Genomic DNA, 26,096 nt, shown 5'->3' with positions numbered 1-26,096 from the left:
GCTTCGAGCACACTCCAAGGCCATAGCGTGGAGGGCATGACGGTGTTGCAGACCACGCCCGTGACCACCGAACAGACCCCCGCCCCCGCCGACGTGTGTGCCGCGCCGGCGCCGCGGCACCCCCGCCCGAACGGCCAGGACAGCTACACGATCAGCGAGGTCGTCGCGTTCACCGGCCTGACCGCCCACACCCTGCGCTGGTACGAGCGGATCGGGCTGATGTCCCACATCGACCGCTCGCACACCGGGCAGCGCCGCTACAGCAACCGCGACCTCGACTGGCTCGACCTCGTCGGCAAGCTGCGGCTGACCGGTATGCCGGTCGCCGACATGGTGCGGTACGCCGAGCTGGTGCGCGAGGGCGACGGCACGTACGCGGAGCGGCACGCGCTGCTGGAGGCGACCCGCCGGGACGTCCGGGCCAGGATCGCCGAACTCCAGGACACGCTCGCCGTGCTCGACCGCAAGATCATGTTCTACTCGGACGCCTCGCGCGCCACGGCCTACGAGGCCGAAGCCCTCGGAGCCCCGGCCCCCGAACCGGAAAGGACCGCCCGATGAGCGCCACGCCCCTCCCCACCGCCCCCCTGGGAACGCACGGCCCCGAGGTCGGCGTGCAGGGCCTGGGCTGCATGGGCATGAGCTTCGCCTACGGCCCCGTCGACGCCGACGCCTCCCGGGCCACCCTGGAACGCGCCCTGGACCTGGGCGTCACCCTGTACGACACGGCCGACGCGTACGGCGCCGGCGACAACGAACGCTTCCTCTCCCCGTTCTTCAGGGCGCACCGCGACGAGGTCGTCGTCGCGACCAAGTTCGCGCTGTCGATCCCGCCGGACGACCCGACCCGGCGGGTCATCCGCAACGACGCGCCCTACATCCGCCAGGCCGTCGAGGCGAGCCTGACGCGGCTCGGCATCGAGGCGATCGACCTCTACTACATGCACCGGCGCGCCCCCGAGGTCCCGATCGAGGAGACCGTCGCGGTGATGGCCGACCTGGTCCGCGAGGGCAAGGTGAAGCATCTGGGCCTGAGCGAGGTGACGGCGTCCGAGCTGCGCGCCGCGCACGCGGTCCATCCGATCGCCGCCGTGCAGTCGGAGTGGTCGCTGTTCTCCCGGGACATCGAGGCCCGGGTGGTGCCGGCGGCCCGCGAGCTGGGTGTCACGCTCGTCCCGTACTCCCCGCTCGGCCGGGGCTTCCTCACCGGCGCGTTCGCCAGCGCCGAGACGCTCACGGCCGACGACTTCCGCCGCCAGCAGCCCCGCTTCACCGGGGAGAACGCCGCCGTGAACGCGGCCCTGCTGGAGCCGGTCCGCGCGGTGGCGAAGGCGCATGACGCGACGCCGGGCCAGATCGCGCTGGCCTGGGTCCACGCGCGGGCCCGGGTGCACGGCCTCCCGGTGGTCCCGATCCCGGGCACCCGCACCCCGGCCCGGGTGACGGAGAACACCGCCGCGGTGGCGATCGAGCTGACCGCGGACGAGCTGGCGGCCCTGGAGCCCATCGCGGGGCGGGTCGCGGGCGACCGGTACGCGGACATGACGTTCACCTCGGCGGGCCGCGAGTAGCCGGGCCGCGCGCGGCTACAGCTCGGAGAGCAGCTCGGCCTTCTTCGCGGCGAACTCCTCGTCGGTGACCAGACCGGCCTGGTGCAGCTCCCCGAGGTGCCGGATGCGTTCGGCGATGTCCGCGGGGTCACGACGGGGGCCCGGGGGCGCGGCGGTGACCGCGGCCGCGGGCCCGCGCGTGCGCACGGCCGCGAGGACGGCGGCGGCGAACGGCAGCGACTCGTGCACGGATCCGTACCCCAGCCCGAAGACGACCGTCGCCGGGTCCTGGTCGGCCTGGGCGGGCGCGTCCTCGCCGCGCAGCAGCCGCAGATGCCCCTCGAACACCTCGGGGGAGCGCCACTCCACGCCGTTCAGCTCGGAGACGTCGAAGCTCTGGTCGCCGGCCTTCCACTTGGCGGAGGACGCGCCGGTCCAGAACCACCGGTAGCGCACGGTCCGCCCGTCGAAGGACGCCTTCCCGTCGTACGCCTTGAAGGACAGGGGCGCCTCCGGGGCCGCCACCAGGAAGCGGTCCGCCGGGCCGGGGTCGGGTTTCAGCCGGGCGCGCAGTTCGTCGGCGTAGTACTCGGCGAGGACCTCCCGCTCGGCGGGCAGCACCAGCCGGTACGGGTCGCACCCCTCCTTGAGCTGTCCCGCCGCCGCCTCCACGAGGGGATCGGCGCCGGGCCGCGGCTCGGCACGCAGGACGACCGTCCCCCGCCGCCCGGGATCGAGCGTCACCCCGGCCAGGGCCGCCAGCGGAATCCTTCGCTCCCCCAGCGCGGCCAGCAGCTTGGGCGTGCGCAGACCCCGTTCGTAGCGGATGAGGACGGAGTCGGAATCGAACTCCCAGGCGGCATGCAATCCGGCCAGTACGTCACCCATGCGGCTCATCGTATGCGGGACACGCATCTACGTCCCCTCCCTGCGCGCGCCGCAATTCCTGCGTCTCTACGCGCGTCCGGCCGTCGTCGTGTCGGACAAACCCACCCGGCAGGAGTCCTCCTGCCCGGTCTTGCCCGCGCACCGCACCGAGCGGTACGCGCCAGTGCCGATGTCGGCGAGGTTGCGCAGACTGTCCGTGCCCGGCACGAAGTAGCCGCCGTGGCCCTTCGCGTCCCGGGAGGACAGCAGCCGGGCGCCGAACGCCCCGGCCATCGGGTCCTCGCCGTGCCCGAGGCCGCCCAGCTCCAGATGCGGTACGTCCTGCACCCAGTCGTCGGCGTCCCGCATCGCCCAGACCCGGGCGTCGGTGCCGAGCTGGGACGCCTTCTCCACCCGCATGCCGGGGCTGCCGGCCACGGCTATGTCGGCCACCCGCTCCGGCATCCCGCGCGCGGCGACCCCGCACACCACCGAGCCGTAGCTGTGGCAGAACATCGACACCTGCGAGGTGCCGGGCAGCGCGTGCAGCAGCGCGTTCAGCCGGACGGCGCCGCTCTCGGCGCGCATCGCGGTGGCCGAGTCGATGCCGAGGCCGTCGGGGGAGGTGTAGTCCGCCCAGGCGATCACGGCGGTCCGGGTGCCGGGGCTCGACGCGCGCTCGGCGTCGAACAGGGCCTGCGCCATACCGGCGGGGGCCGACCAGCGGCGGTCGGTGCGCTGGAAGGTGAGCAGATCGGTGTCGACGCCGGGGACGACCACGGAGATCCGCTCGGCCCGGTCGAGATCGCCGAGGACCTCGGCGACCCGGCCCGAGCCGTCCGGGTCGAAGGCCAGGATCTGGCGGCCTGCGGTGCGCAGCGCCTCGTAGCGGTCCAGACGGCGGCCGGCCTCGCGCTGTCCGCCGGGGGAGAGGCGCTCGTCGTGGGTGCGGGCGGCCTCGATACGGATCTGCTGCCCGAGGGCGATCCGGTTGGCCCGGTAGCGCAGCTCGACGGGCGCGCCGTTCATGTTGCCGACCGCGAGCGCGTAGTCGTGCGCGAGGGCGGTCTGCTGGTGGTCGGTCAGCGAGGCGAAGAACTCGGCGAGCCGGGCGGGCGCGGCCTTCGGGTCGGGCAGCGCGTGACCACCTGTGCGGCCGTCCTTCCACGCGGACAGGGAAGCCTGGAGAGCGGTGGGCTCCCGTTCCTGCCGCAGGGCGGTCCAGCCGGTGGTCGCCAGCATCACGAACACCACGGCCAGGGCGAGCAGTGCGCGCCAGACGCCGAGTTGGGGGGAGGTGTCGAAGGAAGTCACTGGGAGGACACACTAGGAGAACGGGAGTGTCTCGGGTTAATAAAGTGATCGGTATCACGTTTCAAAGAGAGTGGCACCGGTCATACATGCCTTTACGGCCTCATGCCGTCACACCGTACGCCAGTCGCCCAGTAGGGCGGGCCCCACCTGGTCCAGGTAGCGGGACGTGAGCGCGTGGATCCCCGCGAGGCTGAACTCCTCCTCCAGCAGCCACTGGCGCTCGGTCACCCGCATCACCGCGCTGAAGACCGCCACCGCCAGCCGGGGCCGCGGATCGGTGTCCGGGTCCAGCCCCTCGCGCTCGGCGATCACCCCCGCGATCGTCTCCTCGGTCTCGGCCGCCCGGCGCAGATGCGCGGCGAGCAGCACCGGCGTCGACTCGATCACCCGGTACATCCGCAGATACAGCTCCACCGGGACGACGGACTCGACGGCCTCGCCGATGGAGTGCCAGCCGCTCAGCACGGCCCGGCGCAGCGCCTCCATCGGCGGCTCGTGGGGCGGGCGCGAGCGGACCGCGTCGACGAAGTGCGCCACGGTCAGCTCCTCCAGGGCGAGCGCGGCCTCCTCCTTCCCGGCGAAGTAGCGGAAGAAGGTGCGCTGCGAGACGTCGACGGCGGCGGCGATCTCGTCCACGGTGGTGTGCTCGTAGCCCTGGGAGACGAACAGTTCCACGGCGGCCCGCAGCAGTGCGTCCCGGGTGCGCTGTTTCTTGCGCTCGCGCAGTCCCGGCGGGGGCGGTGCCGTGTCCATGAACTGACCCATCTCTCTGTACCGAATGTCGTGACAGTTACCGACTAGTGAACTCGTTTGTCAATTGTCAGTCGCTGTCATTAGCCTCTGGGCATGACTAGTCAGACCACCATCGACACCCCCGGGCCGGGAGGCAAGGCGCCGGGCACCCCGCCGGGCCCGGCGCCCGTCACGGGGCTGCGGGGCCATCCGTGGCTCACCCTCATCACCGTCGCCGTCGGGGTCATGATGGTGGCCCTCGACGGCACCATCGTGGCCATCGCCAACCCGGCCATCGCCGACGATCTGCACGCCACCTTCGCCGAGGTGCAGTGGATCACCAACGCCTACTTCCTCGCCCTCGCGGTCTCCCTGATCACCGCGGGCAAGCTCGGTGACCGCTTCGGCCACCGCCAGACCTTCCTGATAGGCGTGGTCGGCTTCGCCGCCGCCTCCGGCGCGATCGGGCTCAGCGACAGCATCGCGCTGGTCGTCACCTTCCGGGTCTTCCAGGGCCTGTTCGGCGCGCTGCTGATGCCGGCCGCGCTCGGCCTGCTGCGGGCCACCTTCCCGGCCGAGAAGCTCAACATGGCCATCGGCATCTGGGGCATGGTCATCGGCGCCTCCACCGCGGGCGGCCCGATCCTCGGCGGTGTCCTCGTCGAGCACGTCAACTGGCAGTCGGTGTTCTTCATCAACGTGCCGGTCGGTGTCCTCGCGCTGGTGCTGGGCACCCTCATCCTGCGCGACCACCGCGCGGAGAACGCGCCGCGCTCCTTCGACCTGCTCGGCATCGCCCTGCTCTCGGCCGCGATGTTCTGCCTGGTCTGGGCCCTGATCAAGGCCCCGGCCTGGGGCTGGGGCGACGGCAAGACCTGGGCGTTCATCCTCGGCTCCGCGCTGCTCTTCGCGGGCTTCGCGGTGTGGGAGACGAAGGTCAAGGAGCCGCTGATCCCGCTCGGGCTGTTCCGCTCCGTGCCGCTGTCGGCCGGTGTGGTCCTCATGGTCCTGATGGCCATCGCCTTCATGGGCGGCCTGTTCTTCGTGACGTTCTACCTCCAGAACGTGCACGGCATGAGCCCGATCGACGCCGGTCTGCATCTGCTGCCGCTCACCGGCATGATGATCGTCGGCTCGCCGCTGGCGGGTCTCGCGATCACCAAGCTCGGCCCGCGTGTCCCGCTGGCCGGCGGTATGGCCGCCACCGCGATCGCCATGTACGGCATGTCCACGCTGGAGAAGGACACCGGCAGCGGACTGATGTCCCTCTGGTTCGCCCTGCTGGGCTTCGGCCTCGCGCCGGTCATGGTCGGCGCCACCGAGGTCATCGTCGGCAACGCCCCGCTCGAACTGTCCGGTGTGGCCGGCGGTCTCCAGCAGGCGGCCATGCAGATCGGCGGCAGCCTCGGTACGGCCGTGCTGGGTGCCGTGATGGCCTCCAAGGTGGACGGCGACCTGCCCTCCAACTGGACCTCCGCCGGGCTGCCCCCGCTCACCGAGGGCCAGCTCGACCAGGCGTCCGAGGCGGTCCAGGTCGGTGTGGCACCGGTGCCCGAGGGCACCCCGGCCGAGGTCGCCGCGAAGATCACCGACGTCGCGCACGACACCTTCATCTCCGGCATGAGCCTGGCGTCGCTGGTCGCGGCCGGGGTCGCGCTGGTCGCGGTCTTCGTCGCCCTGCTGACCAAGCGCGGTGCGAACGCGGACGCGGGCGCGGGCGTGGGCCACATCTGATCCGCTCCCGCTCGTCTTCTCCTCGGGGCGAGGGATCCTGACGCGTCGTCAAGGAATTTCCCCTATCAGGGTGACAACGCTAAAGGTCCCTCGCCTCCGGCACCCGCCCCAGGTCACAGTGGGTCAAGCCCTCCGCAAGGCAGGAGGGCGGCCGGGCCCGCGGCGCGCTGCCGGAGGGGGACAGCGCGCCGCAACGGGCCCCGGCCCCGGGCGGCATCGGGCATGAACCGCGCGTGCGGGGTACCCGGTCATCGAAACATCCCCGGAGGACAGGGAGTTGACGATGGCCGGCTTTGGACACGGCACGCGCAGGTACCCCCGCTCACGTGGCCGGACGGGGTCACGGACCGGGCCGGATCGCGCGACGCTCGGGATCGTCGGACTCGTCTGTGCCGTGGCGGGATTCTTCACCCTGGGCATCGTCCTGGGCCCGGTGGCGATCGTCTGCGGCTGGCTCTCCATGGGGCGCGCCTGGTCGTCCCGGTCCCTTCCGCCGCTCATCGCCGTCGTCCTGGGCGCCGTCGACACCCTGCTGGCGGTCATCTGGCTGGCGGGGGCGGCGGGGCCGGGCACTGGCTGGCTCTGAGCGCGGGCGGCACTTCGGTGAAGGAACCGTGGTGAAGGAACCGTGGTGAAGGAACCGTGGTGAACGACCGACCCGCCGGGTCACCCGGCGTGCGCATGTTCGCGAACGGAGGGGGGTGGCGGAACCCGCGGGTTCCGCCACCCCCCTCCGTCCTGTCGCGCCCGGCGCCCGGTCAGGCGTCGCCGCCCGCCGCCCCCGGGTCGGCCGCCGTCACGTCAAGCAACTGGTACCGGTCGATCGCCTGCTTCAGCAGCGACCGGTCGACCTTGCCCTCCTTGGCCAGCTCGGTCAGCACGGCCACCACCACCGACTGCGCGTCGATGTGGAAGAACCGCCGCGCCGCGCCCCGGGTGTCGGCGAAGCCGAAACCGTCCGCGCCCAGCGACTGATAGGTCCCCGGCACCCATCGGGCGATCTGGTCCGGCACCGACCGCATCCAGTCCGACACCGCCACGAACGGCCCCTCGGCCCCGGTCAGTTTGCGCGTCACGTACGGCACCCGCTGCTCCTCCTCCGGGTGCAGCAGATTGTGCCGCTCGACCTCGACGGCCTCGCGCCGCAGCTCGTTCCAGGAGGTCGCCGACCAGACGTCGGCGCGTACGTTCCACTCCTCGGCCAGGATCCGCTGCGCCTCGATCGCCCAGGGGACGGCCACCCCGGACGCCATGATCTGCGCCGGGATCGACCCCGAGGTGCCCCGGCCGATGCGGTGGACGCCCTTGAGGATGCCCTCGACGTCCACGTCCTCCGGCTCGGCCGGGTGCTGGATCGGCTCGTTGTAGACGGTGAGGTAGTAGAAGACGTCCTCGCTGTCCGGGCCGTACATCCGGCGCAGACCGTCCTGCACGATGTGCGCGATCTCGTACCCGTACGCCGGGTCGTAGGCCACACAGCCCGGGTTGGTCGAGGCGAGGAGCTGGGAGTGGCCGTCCGCGTGCTGGAGCCCCTCACCGGTCAGGGTCGTGCGCCCGGCGGTCGCGCCCAGGACGAAGCCGCGCGCCAACTGGTCGGCCATCTGCCAGAACTGGTCACCGGTGCGCTGGAAACCGAACATCGAGTAGAAGACATAGACGGGGATCAGCGGCTGGCCGTGCGTGGCGTACGCCGAACCCGCCGCGATCAGGGACGCCGTGCAGCCGGCCTCGCTGATCCCGTCGTGCAGCATCTGGCCGGTCGGCGACTCCTTGTAGGCGAGCAGCAGGTCCCGGTCCACGGCCTCGTACTGCTGGCCGAGCGGGTTGTAGATCTTCGCACTCGGGAAGAACGAGTCCATGCCGAAGGTGCGGTACTCGTCCGGCGCGATCAGCACGAACCGCTTGCCCAGCTCCTTGTCCCGCATGAGGTCCTTGAGCAGGCGGACAAAGGCCATGGTCGTCGCGATGGACTGCTGGCCCGAGCCCTTCTTCACGCTCGCGTACACCTTGTCGTCCGGCAGCGCGAGCGGCTGGGCGCGCACGACGCGGGTCGGGACGTATCCGCCCAGGCCCTTGCGCCGGTCGTGCATGTACTGGATCTCCTCCGAGTCCCGCCCCGGGTGGTAGTAGGGCGGCAGGCCCGACTCCAGCTCGCGGTCGGAGATCGGCAGGTGCAGCCGGTCCCGGAAGCCCTTGAGGTCGGCGACCGTCAGCTTCTTCATCTGGTGCGTGGCGTTGCGGCCCTCGAAGTTCGGGCCCAGCGTCCAGCCCTTGATCGTCTTGGCCAGGATGACCGTCGGCTGGCCGGTGTGCTCCACGGCCGCCTTGAACGCCGCGTAGATCTTCTTGTGGTCGTGCCCGCCGCGCCCCAGGTGCAGGATCTGGTCGTCGGTCATGCCCGCCACCATCGCGCGCAGCCGCTGGTCGTCACCGAAGAAGTGGTCGCGGATGTAGGCGCCGGACTCGGTGGCGTACGTCTGGAACTGGCCGTCCGGCGTGGTGTTCATCCGGTTGACCAGGATGCCGTCACGGTCCTGCGCGAGCAGTGGGTCCCAGCTCCGGTCCCAGATCAGCTTGATCACGTTCCAGCCGGCGCCGCGGAAGACCGACTCCAGCTCCTGGATGACCTTGCCGTTGCCGCGCACCGGGCCGTCGAGCCGCTGGAGGTTGCAGTTGACGACGAAGGTCAGGTTGTCCAGGCCCTCCCGGGCGGCGATCGTGAGCTGGCCGAGCGACTCCGGCTCGTCCATCTCGCCGTCCCCGAGGAACGCCCACACGTGCGACTTCGAGGTGTCGGCGATCCCGCGCGCGTGCATGTAGCGGTTCATCCGCGCCTGGTAGATCGCGCCGATCGGCCCGAGGCCCATCGACACGGTCGGGAACTCCCAGAAGTCCGGCATCAGCCGGGGATGCGGATACGAGGACAGCCCGTACGGCGCCTTCGACTTCTCCTGGCGGAACGCGTCCAGGTTCTGTTCGCTCAGCCGGTCCAGCAGGAACGCGCGCGCGTAGATGCCCGGCGAGGCGTGCCCCTGGAAGAAGACCTGGTCGCCGCCGTCACCCTCGTCCTTGCCGCGGAAGAAGTGGTTGAAGCCCACGTCGTAGAGGGAGGCGGAGGACGCGAAGGTGGCGATGTGGCCGCCGACGCCGATGCCGGGCCGCTGGGCCCTGGACACCATCACGGCCGCGTTCCAGCGGGTCGCGTTCAGGATCCGGCGCTCGATGTCCTCGTTGCCGGGGAAGAAGGGCTCGGCCCGGGTGGGGATGGTGTTGACGTAGTCCGAGCTGCGCATCTCGGGCACGGCCACGCGCTTCTCGCGGGCCCGCTCGATCAGGCGCAGCATGAGGTAGCGGGCCCGCTCCCGGCCGCGGTCGTCGATCGCGGCGTCGAGGGAGTCGAGCCACTCCTGGGTCTCCTCGGGATCGAAGTCAGGAACCTGACTCGGAAGGCCGCCAATGATGATCGGGTTGCGATCGGATCCGGAAGCCACGCTGGTCCTTACCTGTCAGAGGGCTGGGTGAGGCGGGGTGGGGCTCGCGCGGGGCCGTACCCGCACCGCCCCCATCGTGTACCTCGGGCGCTCAAACGTCATCTCTACCCCGAGGTAACCGGTACCTGTTCGAAACTCGTACCCTTGGATGGTTCCCAAATACGCAAACAGGGCAGATAGGTGTGGTGTATGTCACCTTGAGTGCGGATCGCATGCCTGGAGTTGCGTCGACACGGCCAGGATCGTCACCGTTTCGGCGGTCCGAACCGCCGGGTACTTGCGCGATCCGTCCCGCCCGTGTGGACTACGGCCAATGCTTCGCGCACGCGCGTGGCTGAGTTATTCCCGAAACATGATCAGGAGGCAACCCGTGAGCGCGACCGCGGACCACGCGGAGGAGCGGACGAGCCCTGCCGTCAGGCTGGGGTTCCAGCCCGAGCAGGTGGTCCAGGAGATCGGCTACGACGACGACGTCGATCAGGAGCTCCGCGAGTCCATCGAGGAAGTCATCGGCAGCGAGCTGGTGGACGAGGAGTACGACGACGTGGCCGACGCCGTCGTGCTCTGGTTCCGCGACGATGACGGCGACCTGACGGATGCGCTGGTGGACGCCACCACGTACATCGAAGAAGGCGGCTCGATCCTCCTCCTCACGCCGAAGACCGGCCGGGACGGATACGTGGAACCGAGTGACATCTCGGAAGCCGCGACCACCGCGGGTCTGTCGGCGAGCAAGAGCGTCAGTGTGGGCAAGGACTGGAGCGGCAGCCGGCTGGTGACGCCCAAGGCCGCCAAGTCCAAGAAGTGACGTGAGCGCACCGGTGTGCGGGCCGGGCCGTCGTGCCCGGCCCGCACACCGGTTCCCCGCGGCTCGCTGCGTAGGGTGGTCGCACCGGTCCCACCGGTCTCACCCAGACAGCTCCACCGAAGGGACATCTCCGCGATGGCGATCCAGGTCGGCGACAAGGCCCCCGACTTCGAGCTCAAGGACAACCACGGCCGCACCGTGCGCCTCTCCGACTTCCGGGGCGACAAGAACGTCGTGCTGCTCTTCTACCCCTTCGCCTTCACCGGCGTGTGCACCGGAGAGCTGTGCGAGGTCCGCGACAACCTGCCGAAGTTCGCCGACCGCGACACCCAGGTGCTCGCCGTCTCCAACGACTCCATCCACACCCTGCGCGTCTTCGCCGAGCAGGAGGGCCTGGAGTATCCGCTGCTCAGCGACTTCTGGCCGCACGGCGAGGTCTCGCGCGCCTACGGCGTCTTCGCCGAGGACAAGGGCTGCGCGGTGCGCGGCACCTTCGTCATCGACAAGGAGGGCGTGGTCCGCTGGACCGTCGTCAACGCCCTGCCGGACGCCCGCGACCTCGGTGACTACGTCACCGCGCTCGACGCGCTCTGACCCCCCCCGGGCTCGCCGACACCCTGCGAATCTTCCCCTCCAGGGCCTGCGAGGGTCGGGAACCCGTCACTAGGATCGACTCGTTGATCCGATATCCGACGCACGACGGGGCTTCCCGCCCCCGAAGACCAATGGAGGACTCGTGGGAGTCAGCCTCAGCAAGGGCGGCAACGTATCGCTGACCAAGGAGGCCCCGGGCCTGACCGCGGTCATCGTCGGTCTGGGGTGGGACGTCCGCACCACGACCGGCACCGACTTCGACCTGGACGCGAGCGCGCTGCTGCTGAACAACGCCGGCAAGGTCGGCAGCGACGCCAACTTCGTCTTCTTCAACAACCTCAAGAGCCCCGACGGCTCCGTGGAGCACACCGGTGACAACACCACCGGTGAGGGCGAGGGCGACGACGAGGCGATCAAGGTCAACCTGGCGGCCGTCCCGGCCGACATCGAGAAGATCGTCTTCCCGGTGTCGATCTACGACGCCGAGAACCGCCAGCAGTCCTTCGGCCAGGTGCGCAACGCGTTCATCCGCGTGGTGAACCAGGCCGGCGGCGCCGAGATCGCCCGCTACGACCTCAGCGAGGACGCCTCGACCGAGACCGCCATGGTCTTCGGCGAGCTGTACCGGCACGGCGCGGAGTGGAAGTTCCGCGCCATCGGCCAGGGCTACGCCTCCGGCCTGCGCGGCATCGCCCAGGACTTCGGCGTCAACGTCTGACACGCCCCGCGCTCCGACACCCGGCGCCGTTGCCGTTTGGGCACGGCGCCGGGTGCGCAGACAACGAGAAGACGTCGTGCGACGCGGGGCGCAGACAATCGGGAAGTACCGTCTCGGGGAGGGACCAGCATCATGGGCGTCACGCTCGCCAAGGGAGGCAATGTCTCCCTGTCCAAGGCCGCTCCGAACCTCACGCAGGTGATGGTCGGACTCGGCTGGGACGCGCGCTCCACCACCGGAGCCCCCTTCGACCTCGACGCCAGCGCGCTGCTCTGCACCGGCGGCCGGGTCCTCGGCGACGAGTGGTTCGTCTTCTACAACCAGCTCAAGAGCCCGGACGGCTCGGTCGAGCACACCGGCGACAACCTGACCGGCGAGGGGGACGGCGACGACGAGTCGCTGATCGTCGACCTGCCCCGGGTGCCCGCCCAGTGCGACAAGATCGTCTTCCCGGTCTCGATCCACATGGCCGACGAGCGCGGACAGACCTTCGGCCAGGTCTCCAACGCCTTCATCCGTGTCGTCAACCAGGCCGACGGCCAGGAACTCGCGCGCTACGACCTGAGCGAGGACGCCAGCACCGAAACCGCGATGATCTTCGGTGAGCTGTACCGCTACCAGGGCGAATGGAAGTTCCGGGCGGTGGGACAGGGGTACGCGTCCGGTCTTCGCGGCATCGCTCTAGACTTCGGAGTCAATGTTTCGTAAAGCCGGGTACGGCACGGGGGATTCCGGCTCTCGGACTTCGGTCCGGGGGGACCCCGAACACAGGATTGGGTAGCCAGTGGTTCTGAAAACCTTCGGCTGGTCGTTCGCGGTCACCGCGCTCGGCCTGGTCGCAGCGGTCTTCTACGGGGGGTGGACGGCCTTTGGCATCGTGGCGATCCTCTCCGTCCTCGAGATCTCGCTGTCCTTCGACAACGCGGTGGTCAACGCCGGAATCCTGAAGAAGATGAATGCCTTCTGGCAGAAGATCTTCCTCACCATCGGTGTCCTCATCGCGGTCTTCGGCATGCGACTGGTCTTCCCGGTCGTGATCGTCGCGATCAGCGCCAAGGTCGGACCGATCGACGCGGTCGACCTCGCGCTCAACGACAAGGACCACTACCAGGAACTGGTGACCGACGCCCATCCGTCGATCGCCGCCTTCGGTGGCATGTTCCTGCTGATGATCTTCCTCGACTTCATCTTCGAGGACCGTGACATCAAGTGGCTCTCCTGGCTGGAGCGCCCGCTGGCCAAGCTCGGCAAGGTCGACATGCTGTCGGTCTGCGTCGCGCTGATCGTCCTGATGATCACCTCGATGACCTTCGCGACCCACGCCCACCAGCACGGCGGCGCACACGTCGACAAGGCGCAGACGGTCCTGCTCTCCGGTATCGCCGGCCTGATCACCTACATGATCGTCGGCGGACTCTCCGGCTACTTCGAGGACCGCCTCGAAGAAGCGGAGGAGCGCGAGCACGAGGAGGAGGAAGCCGCCGAACGGGCCGGCAAGCCCAAGTCCGCGGTCCTCCTGGCCGGCAAGGCCGCGTTCTTCATGTTCCTCTACCTGGAAGTGCTGGACGCCTCCTTCTCCTTCGACGGCGTGATCGGCGCCTTCGCCATCACCAACGACATCGTCCTGATGGCGCTGGGCCTCGGCATCGGCGCGATGTACGTCCGTTCGCTCACCGTCTACCTGGTCCGCCAGGGCACCCTCGACGACTACGTCTACCTGGAGCACGGCGCGCACTACGCGATCGGCGCCCTCGCCGTGATCCTGATGGTCACCATCCAGTACCAGATCAACGAGGTCATCACCGGCCTCGTCGGCGTGATCCTGATCGGCTGGTCCTTCTGGTCCTCCGTCCGCCGCAACCGCGCGCTGGCGGCCGCCGAGGGAAAAGACCTGAACTCGGACGAGAAGACTGAGGTCTCGTCCGGGGTGTGATCACCTTCCGGGTGAGGAACGCTCTGAGCGGGGCGGCCGTCGGGGAGATGTCCTCCACGGCCGCCCCGTCGGTTCACCAGTGGCGTCGAGGTGGGGGCGGGAATGGGTTTCTTCGACGGGCTCTTGGGCAGCCGCACGACCGACTTCGACTCGGGCAACGCGGCCACCAACGCCATCGAGCTGACCAAACGGCATCATCAGGTCTCGCTGACCAAACAGGGCGCGGCCACCGGCAACCTCCGGGTCAATCTGACCTGGCGGATGCGGACCTCCGACATCGGCGGACCGCAGCGCGAGAGCCTGCTGCGCCACCCTTTCAAGGCCCTGCGGCCCCCCGAGGTCCTCGGACACAGCCAGAGCATGGTCAACGTCGACCTCGACCTCGGCTGTCTGTACGAGCTGGCCGACGGCACCAAGGGCGTCGTCCAGCCCCTGGGCGGCCTCCTCGGCGACGTGAACGCGCCCCCGTACGTCAAGCTCAGCGGCGACGACCGCTTCGGCTCGGCGTCCGGGGAGACGATGTACGTCAACCTCGACCACCGCGACGACATCAAACGGCTGCTGGTCTTCGTCTACATCTACGACCAGACCCCGGCCTTCGACCGCACCCACGCGATCGTGACGCTCTACCCCAGCAACGGCCCGCGCATCGAGATAGGTCTCGACGAACGGCACCCCCAGGCGCGCTCCTGCGCGGTGGTGATGATCGAGAACGTCAAGGGGGAGCTGATCGTCCGCCGCGAGGTCCGGTTCGTCTACGGCTTCCAGGGCGAGCTGGACCGGCTGTACGGGTGGGGACTCCAGTGGGGGCGCGGCTACAAGTCCAAGGTGGAGAAGTAGCCCCTCGAGCCCCGCACCACAGGCCCTCCCGCCCTCACCGCCCTCACCGCCCGATGAACTGCGGCCCCTGGGGCGGCATCCGGAACGGCCCGTCCGGATAGCCGTAGCCGTGCGTCGGCAGGTTCGGCGGATAGCCGTACGCCGGCTGCTGCGGGGGCACCGCCGACGCGGACACCGACGCCGGCTGCTCCGGCGGCAGCGGCTGCGACAGGCTCGGCGCCGACGGCGCGGGGGCCGGCGCGGGATCCGCGGCCGCCGCCTCCTCCGACTCGTCCACCGAGATGCCGAAGTCCGTCGCCAGCCCCTTGAGACCGTTGGAGTAGCCCTCGCCGAGCGCCCGGAACTTCCACTGGTCACCGCGGCGGTACAGCTCGCCGCAGATCAGGGCGGTCTCCTCACCGGTCTCGGGCCGGATGTCGAAGGTCGCCAGCGGGGCGCCCTCGGCGGCCGCGTCGTACAGCAGGATGGTGAGGGCGCGCACACGGTCGAAGGTGACGCCGTCCGCCGAGGCGACCACCAGAATCCGGCCGACATCGGGCTCGACACCGGTCAGCTCCGTCTGCACGGTGTCGGTGAGACCCTCGGCGACCCGCTTCTTGCCGAGCCGCCAGACCTTCCCCGAAGGGTGCCGGGGCTGGTTGTAGAACACGAAGTCCTCGTCGGAGCGCACACGGCCGTCCGGGCCGAGGAGCAGCGCCGAGGCGTCGACGTCCGGGACCCCCTGCCCGGGTGTCCAGCGCAGCACGGCGCGCACCGTGGCGGCCTTGAGCGGGACGTTGGACCCCTTCAGCATCGCGTGCGTCATGCGGTCATCCTGCCCTCTCGGTCCTGATCACGACAACGCGGGGTGAGGCACTCCGCACAGGCGAGTTACCTGATATTCATGCCTGCGGGGAACCCCGGACATGGACTTCTACGTACTATTACCGGCCACCTCATACTCAATCCACAGTCTTACCGGGCATCACGGGGGAGATTTATGCGTCATTTCGGGCACCTCACCCCTGAGGTGCGGCAGCGACTGTTCCACCGCGAGCCCTGCGAGTTCGACACGGACTCCCCGGCCCGGCTGCTCGCCGCCGCCCTGGGCGCCACCCTCTACAGCCCCGCCACCCGGCCCCGGCTCGCCGACGACATCGTCAAGCAGACCGGGCGCGGCGTGGTCTCCATGGTGCTGTGCCTGGAGGACTCCATCGGCGACGAGGACGTGGCGGCGGGCGAGGAGAACCTCGTCCGGCAGTTCGCCGACCTCGCGAGCCGCCCCGGCCTGGAGCGGCCCCTGCTGTTCATCCGGGTGCGCACCCCCGAGCAGATCCCCGACCTGGTCGCCCGCCTCGGCCCGCACACCGGGCTGCTGAGCGGCTTCGTCTTCCCGAAGTTCACAGAGGAGCGCGGCATCCCGTTCCTGGAGGCCCTGGCGGCCGCCGAGGGCGCGAGCGGCCGCCGGCTGTTCGGCATGCCCGTCCTGGAGACGCCCGAGCTGATGTACCGCGAGTCCCGGGTGGAGTCCCTGGAGGGCATCGCCCGCGCCGTCGACAAGTACCGCCACCGGGTCCTCGCGCTGCGCCTCGGCGTCACCGACTTCTGCTCCTCGTACGGCCTGCGCCGGGCCCCCGACATGACGGCCTACGACGTCCAGATCGTCGCCTCCGTGATCGCCGACGTGGTGAACATGCTGGGCCGCGCCGACGGCACCGGGTTCACGGTCACCGGCCCGGTCTGGGAGTACTTCCGGGTGCCGGAGCGCATGTTCAAGCCGCTGTTGCGCAACAGCCCCTTCCTGGAGGGGCAGGCGGTGGAGCTGCGCGAGAGACTGATCGAGCACGCGATGGACGGGCTGCTGCGCGAGATCTCCCTCGATCACGCCAACGGCCTGCTGGGCAAGACCTGCATCCACCCCTCGCACGTGCCGGCCGTGCACGCGCTGTCCGTCGTCAGTCACGAGGAGTACAGCGACGCGGCGGACATCCTGCGGCCGGAACGCGGCGGTGGGGGTGTCCTCAGGTCGCAGTACACGAACAAGATGAACGAGGTGAAGCCGCACCGCGCGTGGGCCGAGCGGACCATGCTGCGGGCGGAGGTCTTCGGCGTGGCCAACGAGGACGTCAGCTTCGTCGACCTGCTCGCGGCCGGCATTCCCGGCTGAATCCACCTCACGATCTAGGGACGCATGAGTAACGCAGTGAACAACGGGGTCTGGTCCGGCACCTGGGTGGCCGAGCGGCTCGGGGTCGAGCTGGTCGGCGACGACACGCTGACGGGCATGCTGGGGCTGGCCCTGCGCCGCAACCCCAAGCGGGCCCATCTGCTGGTCTCCCACGTCCTCGGCAAGCACGTACCGCAGTCCCCGACCGTGGTCCACGGCCACGGCCTCGCGCTGGGGCAGCGGGTGCGCGCGCTGCTCGGCTCCGAGGCGGCCGACGCGGTCGTCCTCGGCTACGCGGAGACGGCCACCGGCCTCGGCCACAGCGTCGCGGACGGCCTGGGCGGCGCGCCCTATCTGCACTCCACCCGGCGGCCGGTCGCGGGCGTCGCGACCGCCGGCGGCTTCGAGGAGTCGCACTCCCACGCCACCTCCCATCTGCTGCTGCCGGAGGACCCGGCGCTGCTGGTCGGGGACGGCCCGCTGGTCCTCGTCGACGACGAGTTCTCCACGGGGAACACGGTGCTGAACACCGTGCGCGATCTGCACGCCCGGTATCCGCGGCGGCGGTACGTGGTGGTCGCCCTGGTCGACATGCGGTCCGCGGCGGACGCGGGGCGGCTGGAGGACTTCGCGCGGGAGATCGGTGCGCGGGTCGATCTGGTGGCGGCGGCGTCGGGGACCGTGCGGCTGCCGGAGGGGGTGCTGGAGAAGGGGCAGGCGCTGGTGGCGAGCCACGAGGCGGAGAGTGCCGCGGAGGGTCGTACGTCGGCTGCGGGTACGTCGGGGCTGGTCGCGCAGTTCCCCGCGCCCCTTGAGGGCGTCGCAGTCACCCACCTGCATCATGTCCGCGTCGATCTGGGCTGGCCGCAGGGCCTGCCGGACGGCGGCCGGCACGGGTTCACACAAGCGCACCGCGAAGCCCTGGACGCCGCCCTGCCCGGGATGGGCGCCCGGCTCGCCGAGGCGATACCCGAGGGCGCCTCGCGCGTCCTCGTCCTCGGCTTCGAGGAGCTGATGTACGCCCCGCTGCGGCTCGCCCGCGAGCTGGAGCACCTGGTTCCCGCCGAGGTCCGCTACTCCACCACCACCCGCTCGCCCGTCCTCGCGGTCGACGACCCCGGGTACGCGATCCGCAGCCGGATCGTCTTCCCGGCGCACGACGACCCGGCCGACGGCCCCGGCGAGCGCTACGCCTACAACGTGGCCGGCGCGGGCTTCGACGCCGTCGTCGCCGTCGTGGACTCCGTGGCCGACACCGCCGCGCTGCACGCCCCCGACGGCCTGCTCGCCACGCTCGCCGCGCACATCCCGCACGTGGTCCTCGCGGTCGTACCGTCGTACGTGCCCGCGCCGCTGTACGTACCCGACCTGCCGGAAGAGAGCCCCATGCTGCCCGAGCCCCTCCGCGGCCCCGCCTTCTCCTCGTATCCGCCCGAGGAGGTCGGCTGGCTGCTCCAGGACCTCTCGGACGTCACCCTGGAGGCGCCGACCGAGGAGCGGGAGGAGGCCATCCAGAGCGGCGGCGCGCACTACGCCGAGTCGCTGCCGGTGGAGTACCAGCCGAGCGAGCAGTACCAGCGGCTGTTCCACGCGGCCCTGGAGACCTCCGCGGCCCGGATCGCGCAGGCCGTCGGTGTCGTCACCGAGACGGTGATCGCCGAGCGCTCGCCGCGGCCGGTGCTGGTCTCCCTCGCCCGCGCCGGCACCCCGGTCGGCGTGCTGATGCGCCGCTGGGCGCGGTACCGGCACGGCCTCGACCTGCCGCACTACGCGGTGTCGATCGTGCGCGGCCGGGGCATCGACGCCAACGCGCTGCGCTGGCTGGCCGCCCACCACGACCCGCGCGACGTGGTGTTCGTGGACGGCTGGACCGGCAAGGGCGCCATCACCCGCGAACTGGCCGCGGCGATCGAGGAGTTCGAGGCGGCGGGCGGCGCGGCCGGCTTCGACCCGGAGATCGCGGTGCTCGCCGACCCGGGCTCCTGCGTGCGCACGTACGGCACCCGAGAGGACTTCCTGATCCCCTCCGCCTGCCTCAACTCCACCGTCTCCGGGCTCATCTCCCGGACCGTGCTCCGGGCCGACCTGGTCGGTCCGGACGACTTCCACGGCGCGAAGTTCTACCGCGAACTGGCCGGCGCGGACGTCTCGGTGGCGTTCCTGGACGCGGTGGCGGCCCGCTTCGACGAGGTCGCCGACGCGGTGGCCGGCGCGGTCAAGGAACTCCTCGCCGTCGACCGCACCCCCACCTGGGAGGGCTGGGCGGCCGTCGAGCGCATCAGCGAGGAGTACGGCATCCACGACGTGAACCTCGTCAAGCCCGGCGTCGGCGAGACCACCCGGGTGCTGCTGCGCCGGGTGCCCTGGAAGATCCTGGCGCGGGCCGGCGCGGGCGCCGACCTGGACCATGTCCGGCTGCTCGCGGAACAGCGGGGCGTACCGGTCGAGGAGGTCGGCGAACTGCCGTACACCTGCGTCGGGTTGATCCACCCGCAGTACACGCGCGGGGCGACCGGCGCCGACGGCCGGGCGGTGTCGGTCTGATGCCGGTGATGGTGGCGAGCGACCTCGACCGTACGCTCATCTACTCGTCGGCCGCGCTGGCGCTGACGATGCCGGACGCGCGGGCGCCCCGGCTGCTCTGCGTGGAGGTGCACGAGAGCCGTCCGCTGTCCTTCATGACGGAGACGGCGGCCGGGCTGCTGACCGACCTCGGGGACACGGCGGTGTTCGTGCCGACGACCACCCGGACCCGCAAGCAGTACCTGCGCATCAACCTCCCGGGACCCGCCCCGACGTACGCGATCTGCGCGAACGGCGGGCACATCCTGGTCGACGGGGTCTCCGACCCGGCGTGGCACGCGGCCGTGACCGCGCGGCTGGCCGCGGAGTGCGCGCCGCTGGAGGAGGTCAGGGAGCATCTGGAGCGGACCGCCGACCCGTTGTGGGTGCGCAAGCACCGGATCGCCGAGGACCTCTTCGTCTATCTCGTGGTGGAGCGCGAGCTGCTGCCCGAGGAGTGGGTGAAGGAGCTGGCGGCCTGGGCCGAGAACCGCGGCTGGACGGTCTCCCTCCAGGGCCGCAAGATCTACGCCGTCCCGAAGCCGCTGACCAAGAGCGCGGCCGTGCGCGAGGTGGCGCGCCGCAGCGGCGCGGAGCTGACGCTGGCGGCCGGTGACTCGCTGCTCGACGCCGATCTGCTGCTCGCGGCCGACCGCGGCTGGCGGCCGGGCCACGGCGAGCTGGCCGACACCGAGTTCACCGCCCCCGGCCTCACCGCCCTGCCGGAGCGGGGCGTGCTGGCCGGGGAGCGGATCCTGCGGGAGTTCCTCAGGGCGTCGAGGGCGCCTCAGTAGGATCCGTCCGGTTTCAGGAGCAGCAGCCTCCGCCGCAGCAGCCGCCTCCGCCCCCGCCGCCCCCACCGGGCGCGGGGGCGGACGTCGTACCGCCCACGGCGACGGCTGAGAGGAGTTTCACAGTGTCGCCGTGACCTGCCGGGCAGTCGGCGGGCGCGGCGGATTCCGCCATCGGGCGGCTCAGTTCGAATGTGTCACCGCAGGTCCGGCAGCGGTACTCGTAGCGAGGCATGGACACAGGCTAATCCCCGCCGGCCGGACGAGGCGCCCTTCGTTTCGGCTGTGTTCACTTCTGTCGTTTTCTTATGTGGAGAATTTGCGAAGCACGCTGGTAATTTGAGGGTGCCGCGATGAACCGCGAGGTCGGGGGGATTCAGGGTTTGCAGCCGCGTCCACGGCAACCATGTCAGACCCTCGTACGTCTGTACGTCTGCCTGTGCGAGCATTTCGATGTGCGGAGGGAGACGCGACGTGACACAGCGGGGGCGGGGGGAGGAGCCCCAGGAGCCGGACGCCACCATGCAGCTGAAGGTCCCTGCCTCTTTCAGGGCGGACGAGACCATGCAACTGCGGGTGTCGGATATTCCAGACATACCCGAGAACACGTCCTCCGACAACGCAGGTACATCGGATAAAGCAGATAGGGCGGATAAGGCGGGAAGGGCGGAAAAGCCCGGCCGTTCCGGAAACCCGCGCAAGGCGCCCCGCCCCTCCCTCCTGGCCCGGCTCTCCGCCGCCCTCGGCCCCCGGCTCGCCCCGCTCGTCGCCGTCCTGGCCCCCTTCGCGGCCCGGCTCGCTCCCTACGCCCGCAAACTCCGCCCGCTCTACCCGCGCCCCGGCCGGGCCGGCTGGCGGCGCTGGATACCCTCCTGGCGGCAGGTCGTGGGGGGCTTCTTCGCGTCCATAGGTCTCAGCGCGATGTTCCTCGTCGTCGCCTACGCGGCCACCGACGTGCCGGACAACCTCAACACGTACGCCACCCAGCAGGACAACGTGTACTTCTGGGCCGACGGCTCGCCCATGGCCCGTACCGGATGGGTGCAGCGCCAGGCGATGCCGCTGGAGGACATCCCCGAGGACGTCCGCTGGGCCGTCCTCGCGGCCGAGAACGCCAGCTTCTACAGCGACCCCGGCATCTCCTTCAAGGGCGTCAGCCGCGCCCTGTTCCGCACCCTCGGCCAGGGCGACACCCAGGGCGGCTCCACCATCACCCAGCAGTACGTCAAGAACGTCTACCTGAGCCAGGACCAGACGATCAGGCGCAAGTTCACCGAGGCGATGATCTCCCTCAAGCTCGACAACCAGATGAGCAAGGACGACATCCTCGAGGGCTACCTCAACACGAGCTGGTTCGGCCGCGGCACCTACGGCATCCAGCGCGCCGCCCAGGCGTACTACGGCAAGGACGTCAGCGAACTCAACGCCAGCGAGGCCGCGTTCCTCGCCGCGCTCCTCAAGGGCGCGGGCCTGTACGACCCGACGCTCACCTCCGCCAACCGGGCGCGGGCCGTGGAGCGCTGGTCCTGGACCCTGGACCGGATGGTCGAGATCGGCAAGCTGTCCAAGGCCGAGCGCGCGACCTACAAGAAGTTCCCCGAGCCGCTGAAGACCAACCCGCTCTACGACACCGGTGAGCAGAGCGACTACCTGGTCGAACTCGCCGCCCAGTACGCCAAGAAGAGCGCCGGGATCTCCGACAAGGACTTCGACCTCGGCGGCTACCAGATCTACACCACGTTCGACAAGAACCGGCAGGACCAGCTCACCGAGTCGGTCACCAAGGCCCGCGCGAAGGTCCTCGAGGACGAGCCCAAGAAGGCGAAGACGGCCCACTACGGTGCCGCGTCGGTGGACGCCGACGGACGGATCCTGGCCGTCTACGGCGGCCCCGACCACCGTAAGCAGGGCTACAACGAGTCCAACGCCACCACCGTCCCGGCCGGCACCGCCTTCACGCCGTTCGTGTACGCGGCCGCGCTGGAGAACGGCGTCCACAAGACCCGGGACGGGGAGACCACCCCGGTCACCGGGGAGTCGCTCTACAACGGCGACAACAAGGTGCCGGTGACCACCCCCGAGGGCCCCTACTGGGACCGCAGCGGCCGCAAGGTCGCCGCCGAGAACGACGGCGGGCGCAACTACGGGCAGATCTCCCTGCGGCGGGCCATGGAGCTGTCGGTGAACACGCCGTTCATGCAGCTCGGCATGGACACCGGCCTGGACGTGGTGCGCAGGACCGCCGAGGACTCCGGCTTCCTGCCCTCCAGCATCGGCGCCCAGGTGCCCACCCTGTCGCTGGGCAGTTCCACGCCCAGCGCCATCCGGATGGCGAGCGGCTACTCCACCTTCGCGGCCGACGGCCGGCACACCGAGCCGTACTCCGTCCGCAAGATCACCAAGAACGGTTCCCGGGTCGCCCTGGACACCCCCGCCGTCCGGCGGGCGGTCGGCGTGGAGGTGGCCCGGGAGGTCAGCGCCGCCCTGGCCGGCAACTTCCGCAACGCCCACCCCGCCGACGTCCCCCCAGCCCGGGGAACGGAAGGCGGACAGGCGGGGGCCGGCGCCGCGGAGGTGGCCGGAAAGGCGGGGACCACCGCGACCGACACGGCAGCCTGGTACGTGGGCACCGCCAAGGACGTGTCCACGGCGGTCGTGCTGTACCGCATCGACCTCGGCAAGAGTCTTGAACCGCTACCCCTGGAGGGCATCGCCGGACCGACCGACGACAGCGTCCCGTACGGCATCTGGTCAGGTGCCATGAGCCCGCTCGACTGACCGACGAGCAGGCCCTGTGTCCCCAACTTCCGGAGAATGAGCTGCACATGAAGTCACCGTCGGGCCGCCGACGCAAGGCACCGGAACCGCGCCGCCCCGCGACCACGCACCCGGGGTTCCTGACCCTGGCCGCGCTGCTCGTCGTCGCGTCCCTCGTGGGCGGCTATCTGGTGCTCAACCGGACGGCCAACACCGCGCCGACCGCGTCCTCGGGGGAGAGCAAGAAGGACGCGGCGAAGTCCAAGGAGCCGAAGTGGGACGGCAAGACCCATGTCCTGGGGGACGGCTCCACCTCGTACACGGGGCCGCAGACGGGCCAGTTGAAGGCGGTGCCGCTCAAGCCCGGTGAGAAGCCGCCGCAGTTCGTGGTCTTCTCCTGGGACGGCGCGCTGATGGGCGACGACGGACTGTTCGAGCACTACCGGGACATGGCCAAGCAGTACAACGCGCACATGACCTTCTTCCTCACCGGCATCTACCTGCTGCCCAAGAGCAAGAAGGACCTGTACGACCCGCCCCAGCACGACCAGGGCAGCGCGGCGATCAGCTTCCCCACCGACGACCACATCCGCACCACGCTGGAGCAGCTCGGCGAGGCGTGGAAGGAGGGCAACGAGATCGGCACCCACTTCAACGGCCACTTCTGCGGCGCCAAGGGCGGCGGGGACTGGAGCGTCGAGGAGTGGAAGAGCGAGATCGACCAGTTCTTCGAGTTCGCGGAGAAGTGGAAGACCAACACCGGCTACACGGACATGGACCCGCTGCCCTTCGACTTCAAGAAGGAGGTCACCGGCGGCCGTGCCCCCTGCCTGGAGGGCCAGGCGAACCTGCTGAAGGCCGCCAAGAGCTACGGCTGGCGCTACGACGCCTCCTCCGCCGGTGACTTCCAGATCTGGCCGACGAAGAAGGACGGCATCTGGGACTTCCCGCTCCAGGGCCTCCCGTACGGTGACATCCAGGCGCTGTCCATGGACTTCAACTTCCTCTACAACCAGACCGGCGGCGAGACCGAGGGCGATCCGGCCAAGCGCCCGCAGTGGCAGCAGCAGACCATCGACGCCTACATGGCCGGCTTCAACCGGGTGTACTACGGCAGCCGGGCGCCGATGTTCATCGGCAACCACTTCGAGGACTGGAACGGCGGCATCTACATGAAGGCCGTCGACCACGTCATCGAGAACGTGTGCACCAAGAAGGACGTCAAGTGCGTGTCCTTCAAGGAGTTGGCCGACTGGATGGACGTCCAGACGCCCGCCACCCTGGAGCGGCTGCGCAGCCTGGATCCGGCCCAGTCCCCGGACTGGTCGACCGTCGTGAAGTGACGCGCGGTGACCTGAAGTGACGTGCGGTGGAGGGGTGGTTGGCGTAACCAAACCTCAACCGCATCCCCCTTCACAGGAGCTGCACACGGCGTGCGAAGATGCCGTACTCCGGCAACCCACCGCCGGGGCAAGAGGGGAAACATCAGTGAAGTCAAGGAAATTGCGGCCGACACGCCGCAGAGCCACGATAATCGGCGCGGCCGCGACCTCGGTCGTCGCCGGAGTCGCGCTGCTGCCCAACTGGATGGCGGGCGCCACGGTCGTCGACGACCCCACGGTGGACGCCAGGACCAAGGCCACCTTCCAGCGCCTCGCGGACGCGGTCTTCACCGACCGCACCGACGCCCTGGTGGTCGGCAAGCAGGGCAACCGGGACAAGCCGCTGACCGACGGCTTCTCGGGCAAGGTCCGGCTGTCGACGGGCACCGCCCGCGGTGAGGACGCCGCGCTGTCGGCCCTCGGCAAGCGCAAGGACAAGCTCGCGAAGGCCGGCGAGAAGTACAGCAAGGCCGCCACCACGGTCACCCTGAACGCCACGCGCGTCACGGGCCGTACGGCCAAGGCCGCGGTCACCGAGACCACGACCCTGACCTACGCCCAGGCGGCCGCGGGCGAGCCGAAGACCACCGGCTTCCAGTCGAACCACGAGCTGACCTTCAAGGCCGACCGCCGCGGCAACTGGCAGCTCACGGACATCCGCGACACCGACCAGGGCGGCCTCGCGGTCAACACCGTCGCCGAGCCGCCCACGGTCAAGGTCGCCACCACCGCCGACACCACCACGCCGAGTGCCCCGCGCGCGGCGACCACCCGCAACCCGGTGGCCGTCCCCAAGACCGGCACCACGTACGACTACAAGGCGATGGCGGCCTACGCCGAGAAGTACTGGAACGTCTACAACAAGGACTACCCGGACTTCAACGGCCAGGGCGCGGGCGGCGACTGCACGAACTTCGTCAGCCAGTCCCTGAAGGCGGGCGGCTGGAAGCACGCCCCCGGGTACGTCTACGACTACACCAAGTGGTTCGGCAACGCCGAGATCCAGTCCCACTCGTTCATCGGTGTCAACGAGTGGTCCTGGTTCGCCCAGAACTCCAAGCGGACCACGGCGCTCGCCAACGTGTACCAGCTCGAGATCGGCGACGTCCTCCAGATGGACTTCGACCGCGACGGGTCCAAGGACCACACGATGATCGTCACCGCCAAGAGCGGCGGCGTGCCGTACGTGACGTACCACTCGAACAACACCCTGCGCCGCTCGGTCGCGAGCCTCGTGGCCTCGTACCCGAACGCGTACTACTACGCGTACCGCACCTGACCGGTCTCCCGTCGGTTCAGGACGGGAAGTTCTCCCGCCGCTCGCGCTGACGGTCGTGCTCGTCCGCCAGTTCGGGGTGGCGGGCCCGCCAGTACGGGTTGTCGTGCGGCAGGGCCGATCCGACCCTGCCGTACATCCCGAACACCATCAGCAGAATGCCGATGACGAAACTGAGCATGCAGTTCTGGATCTGGAAGGCCAGGAAGTTGTAGTCCGTCTCCAGCAGCGCCATGTTCACGAAGCCGCTGAGGATGAACAGGATGCCGAGCGTCATGTTCAGCGTGGAGGCGAAGTTCCCGCCGATCACCATGCCGACGAACAGCAGCAGTCCGACGGCGATCGACAGCCAGCTCAGGGCGCCGTTGGTGTTGAGGCCCCAGACCTCGTCCCCACCGGTGTCGAAGAAGCCGATCTTGTCGATGACGCCGAAGATCCCGAAGACCAGCAGCCCCAGGCCCATCAGCCCGGCGCCGATCCGGTAGACCCTGTTCAGGCGGTGGTCGACCGGCAGATGATCGTCGATCCTGATCCGCCGCTTGTGTTCGGAGTGCACTGCGTGGGCCGCCATCTCCGCCTCCCGAGGGGTGAGACATGCCGG

At 70.0% G+C, this 26,096-nt stretch carries 23 protein-coding genes; 16 read left to right on the top strand and 7 right to left on the bottom strand.

Going from position 1 to position 26,096, the window contains the following annotated elements:
- The first annotated feature begins 36 nt into the window (after positions 1 to 36).
- Positions 37 to 561, top strand: coding sequence for a MerR family transcriptional regulator (locus AFM16_RS12555; RefSeq protein WP_078633351.1), 525 nt, complete (start codon positions 37 to 39; stop codon positions 559 to 561).
- On the top strand, positions 558 to 1,571 hold the full coding sequence (locus tag AFM16_RS12550; RefSeq protein WP_078633350.1) for an aldo/keto reductase: 1,014 nt from the start codon (positions 558 to 560) through the stop codon (positions 1,569 to 1,571). Before AFM16_RS12555 ends, AFM16_RS12550 begins: the two co-directional genes overlap by 4 nt.
- 15 nt (positions 1,572 to 1,586) lie before the next feature.
- Here the strand turns inward: AFM16_RS12550 and AFM16_RS12545 are convergent, their stop codons facing one another.
- The 3 genes from AFM16_RS12545 to AFM16_RS12535 form a co-directional block, all read right to left on the bottom strand.
- Positions 1,587 to 2,447, bottom strand: coding sequence for a DUF4429 domain-containing protein (locus tag AFM16_RS12545; protein WP_030796743.1), 861 nt, complete (start codon positions 2,445 to 2,447; stop codon positions 1,587 to 1,589).
- 57 nt (positions 2,448 to 2,504) lie between these two features.
- A complete protein-coding gene (locus AFM16_RS12540) occupies positions 2,505 to 3,731 on the bottom strand; it encodes an alpha/beta hydrolase (RefSeq protein ID WP_030796740.1) in 1,227 nt (408 codons plus the stop codon).
- A 108-nt stretch (positions 3,732 to 3,839) separates the two neighbouring features.
- A complete protein-coding gene (locus AFM16_RS12535) occupies positions 3,840 to 4,484 on the bottom strand; it encodes a TetR family transcriptional regulator (RefSeq protein ID WP_030796737.1) in 645 nt (214 codons plus the stop codon).
- A 93-nt stretch (positions 4,485 to 4,577) separates the two neighbouring features.
- On the opposite strand from AFM16_RS12535, the gene AFM16_RS12530 reads away from it, so the two are divergent.
- Positions 4,578 to 6,197 carry an MFS transporter gene (locus AFM16_RS12530; RefSeq protein WP_078633349.1) on the top strand — a complete coding sequence of 540 codons (1,620 nt, stop codon included), beginning with the start codon at positions 4,578 to 4,580 and terminating at the stop codon, positions 6,195 to 6,197.
- Between the two features lie 283 nt (positions 6,198 to 6,480).
- A complete protein-coding gene (locus AFM16_RS12525; protein WP_030796732.1) occupies positions 6,481 to 6,783 on the top strand; it encodes a hypothetical protein in 303 nt (100 codons plus the stop codon).
- A 172-nt stretch (positions 6,784 to 6,955) separates the two neighbouring features.
- Here AFM16_RS12525 and aceE read toward each other — a convergent pair whose 3' ends face one another.
- Positions 6,956 to 9,688: a pyruvate dehydrogenase (acetyl-transferring), homodimeric type gene (gene aceE, locus AFM16_RS12520; protein WP_078633348.1), complete on the bottom strand. Its 2,733-nt coding sequence runs from the start codon at positions 9,686 to 9,688 to the stop codon at positions 6,956 to 6,958.
- Positions 9,689 to 10,058: 370 nt separating this feature from the next.
- Here aceE and AFM16_RS12515 point away from each other — a divergent pair, with 370 nt between their 5' ends.
- The 6 genes from AFM16_RS12515 to AFM16_RS12490 all read left to right on the top strand — a co-directional run bounded on the left by AFM16_RS12515 (position 10,059) and on the right by AFM16_RS12490 (position 14,581).
- Positions 10,059 to 10,496 carry a DUF3052 domain-containing protein gene (locus tag AFM16_RS12515; RefSeq protein WP_030796727.1) on the top strand — a complete coding sequence of 146 codons (438 nt, stop codon included), beginning with the start codon at positions 10,059 to 10,061 and terminating at the stop codon, positions 10,494 to 10,496.
- A 135-nt stretch (positions 10,497 to 10,631) separates the two neighbouring features.
- Positions 10,632 to 11,090 (top strand): peroxiredoxin, encoded by a 459-nt coding sequence (locus AFM16_RS12510; RefSeq protein ID WP_030796724.1) that lies wholly within the window; start codon positions 10,632 to 10,634, stop codon positions 11,088 to 11,090.
- 142 nt (positions 11,091 to 11,232) lie between these two features.
- Complete coding sequence (locus tag AFM16_RS12505) at positions 11,233 to 11,808, top strand: calcium homeostasis/redox stress adaptation protein (RefSeq protein WP_030796722.1); 576 nt, start codon at positions 11,233 to 11,235, stop codon at positions 11,806 to 11,808.
- A 132-nt stretch (positions 11,809 to 11,940) separates the two neighbouring features.
- Complete coding sequence (locus tag AFM16_RS12500; RefSeq protein WP_030796719.1) at positions 11,941 to 12,516, top strand: TerD family protein; 576 nt, start codon at positions 11,941 to 11,943, stop codon at positions 12,514 to 12,516.
- Between the two features lie 76 nt (positions 12,517 to 12,592).
- The gene (locus tag AFM16_RS12495; RefSeq protein ID WP_078633346.1) at positions 12,593 to 13,741 is read left to right on the top strand and encodes a DUF475 domain-containing protein; all 1,149 of its coding nucleotides are present in this window, start codon (positions 12,593 to 12,595) and stop codon (positions 13,739 to 13,741) included.
- Positions 13,742 to 13,843: 102 nt separating this feature from the next.
- Positions 13,844 to 14,581 carry a TerD family protein gene (locus tag AFM16_RS12490; RefSeq protein WP_030796715.1) on the top strand — a complete coding sequence of 246 codons (738 nt, stop codon included), beginning with the start codon at positions 13,844 to 13,846 and terminating at the stop codon, positions 14,579 to 14,581.
- 43 nt (positions 14,582 to 14,624) lie between these two features.
- Here AFM16_RS12490 and AFM16_RS12485 read toward each other — a convergent pair whose 3' ends face one another.
- Positions 14,625 to 15,386 carry a TerD family protein gene (locus tag AFM16_RS12485; RefSeq protein ID WP_030796713.1) on the bottom strand — a complete coding sequence of 254 codons (762 nt, stop codon included), beginning with the start codon at positions 15,384 to 15,386 and terminating at the stop codon, positions 14,625 to 14,627.
- A gap of 174 nt (positions 15,387 to 15,560) precedes the next feature.
- On the opposite strand from AFM16_RS12485, the gene AFM16_RS12480 reads away from it, so the two are divergent.
- From AFM16_RS12480 to AFM16_RS12470, 3 genes are read left to right on the top strand one after another with little or no spacing between them, the layout of a single operon-like run.
- On the top strand, positions 15,561 to 16,727 hold the full coding sequence (locus AFM16_RS12480) for an HpcH/HpaI aldolase/citrate lyase family protein (RefSeq protein ID WP_030796710.1): 1,167 nt from the start codon (positions 15,561 to 15,563) through the stop codon (positions 16,725 to 16,727).
- 24 nt (positions 16,728 to 16,751) lie between these two features.
- A complete protein-coding gene (locus AFM16_RS12475) occupies positions 16,752 to 19,271 on the top strand; it encodes a phosphoribosyltransferase (RefSeq protein WP_078633345.1) in 2,520 nt (839 codons plus the stop codon).
- A complete protein-coding gene (locus AFM16_RS12470) occupies positions 19,271 to 20,083 on the top strand; it encodes an HAD family hydrolase (RefSeq protein WP_030796705.1) in 813 nt (270 codons plus the stop codon). The genes AFM16_RS12475 and AFM16_RS12470 overlap by 1 nt, the downstream gene beginning before the upstream one ends.
- A 13-nt stretch (positions 20,084 to 20,096) precedes the next feature.
- On the opposite strand, the gene AFM16_RS12465 is transcribed toward AFM16_RS12470, so the two are convergent.
- Positions 20,097 to 20,315: an FmdB family zinc ribbon protein gene (locus AFM16_RS12465; protein ID WP_030796703.1), complete on the bottom strand. Its 219-nt coding sequence runs from the start codon at positions 20,313 to 20,315 to the stop codon at positions 20,097 to 20,099.
- A gap of 287 nt (positions 20,316 to 20,602) precedes the next feature.
- On the opposite strand from AFM16_RS12465, the gene AFM16_RS12460 reads away from it, so the two are divergent.
- From AFM16_RS12460 to AFM16_RS12450, 3 genes are all read left to right on the top strand, one after another.
- Positions 20,603 to 22,858, top strand: a complete 2,256-nt coding sequence (locus AFM16_RS12460) for a transglycosylase domain-containing protein (protein WP_078633344.1) — start codon at positions 20,603 to 20,605, stop codon at positions 22,856 to 22,858.
- Positions 22,859 to 22,905: 47 nt separating this feature from the next.
- Positions 22,906 to 24,180 carry a polysaccharide deacetylase family protein gene (locus AFM16_RS12455; protein WP_030796699.1) on the top strand — a complete coding sequence of 425 codons (1,275 nt, stop codon included), beginning with the start codon at positions 22,906 to 22,908 and terminating at the stop codon, positions 24,178 to 24,180.
- A 145-nt stretch (positions 24,181 to 24,325) separates the two neighbouring features.
- A complete protein-coding gene (locus AFM16_RS12450; RefSeq protein WP_078633343.1) occupies positions 24,326 to 25,498 on the top strand; it encodes an amidase domain-containing protein in 1,173 nt (390 codons plus the stop codon).
- A gap of 16 nt (positions 25,499 to 25,514) precedes the next feature.
- Here AFM16_RS12450 and AFM16_RS12445 read toward each other — a convergent pair whose 3' ends face one another.
- Positions 25,515 to 26,066, bottom strand: coding sequence for a DUF4383 domain-containing protein (locus AFM16_RS12445; protein ID WP_037876886.1), 552 nt, complete (start codon positions 26,064 to 26,066; stop codon positions 25,515 to 25,517).
- Positions 26,067 to 26,096 lie beyond the last annotated feature (30 nt).

This window comes from Streptomyces antibioticus, from assembly GCF_002019855.1.
Classification (GTDB): domain Bacteria; phylum Actinomycetota; class Actinomycetes; order Streptomycetales; family Streptomycetaceae; genus Streptomyces; species Streptomyces antibioticus_B.
This window is presented reverse-complemented; position numbering and strand designations above follow the sequence as displayed.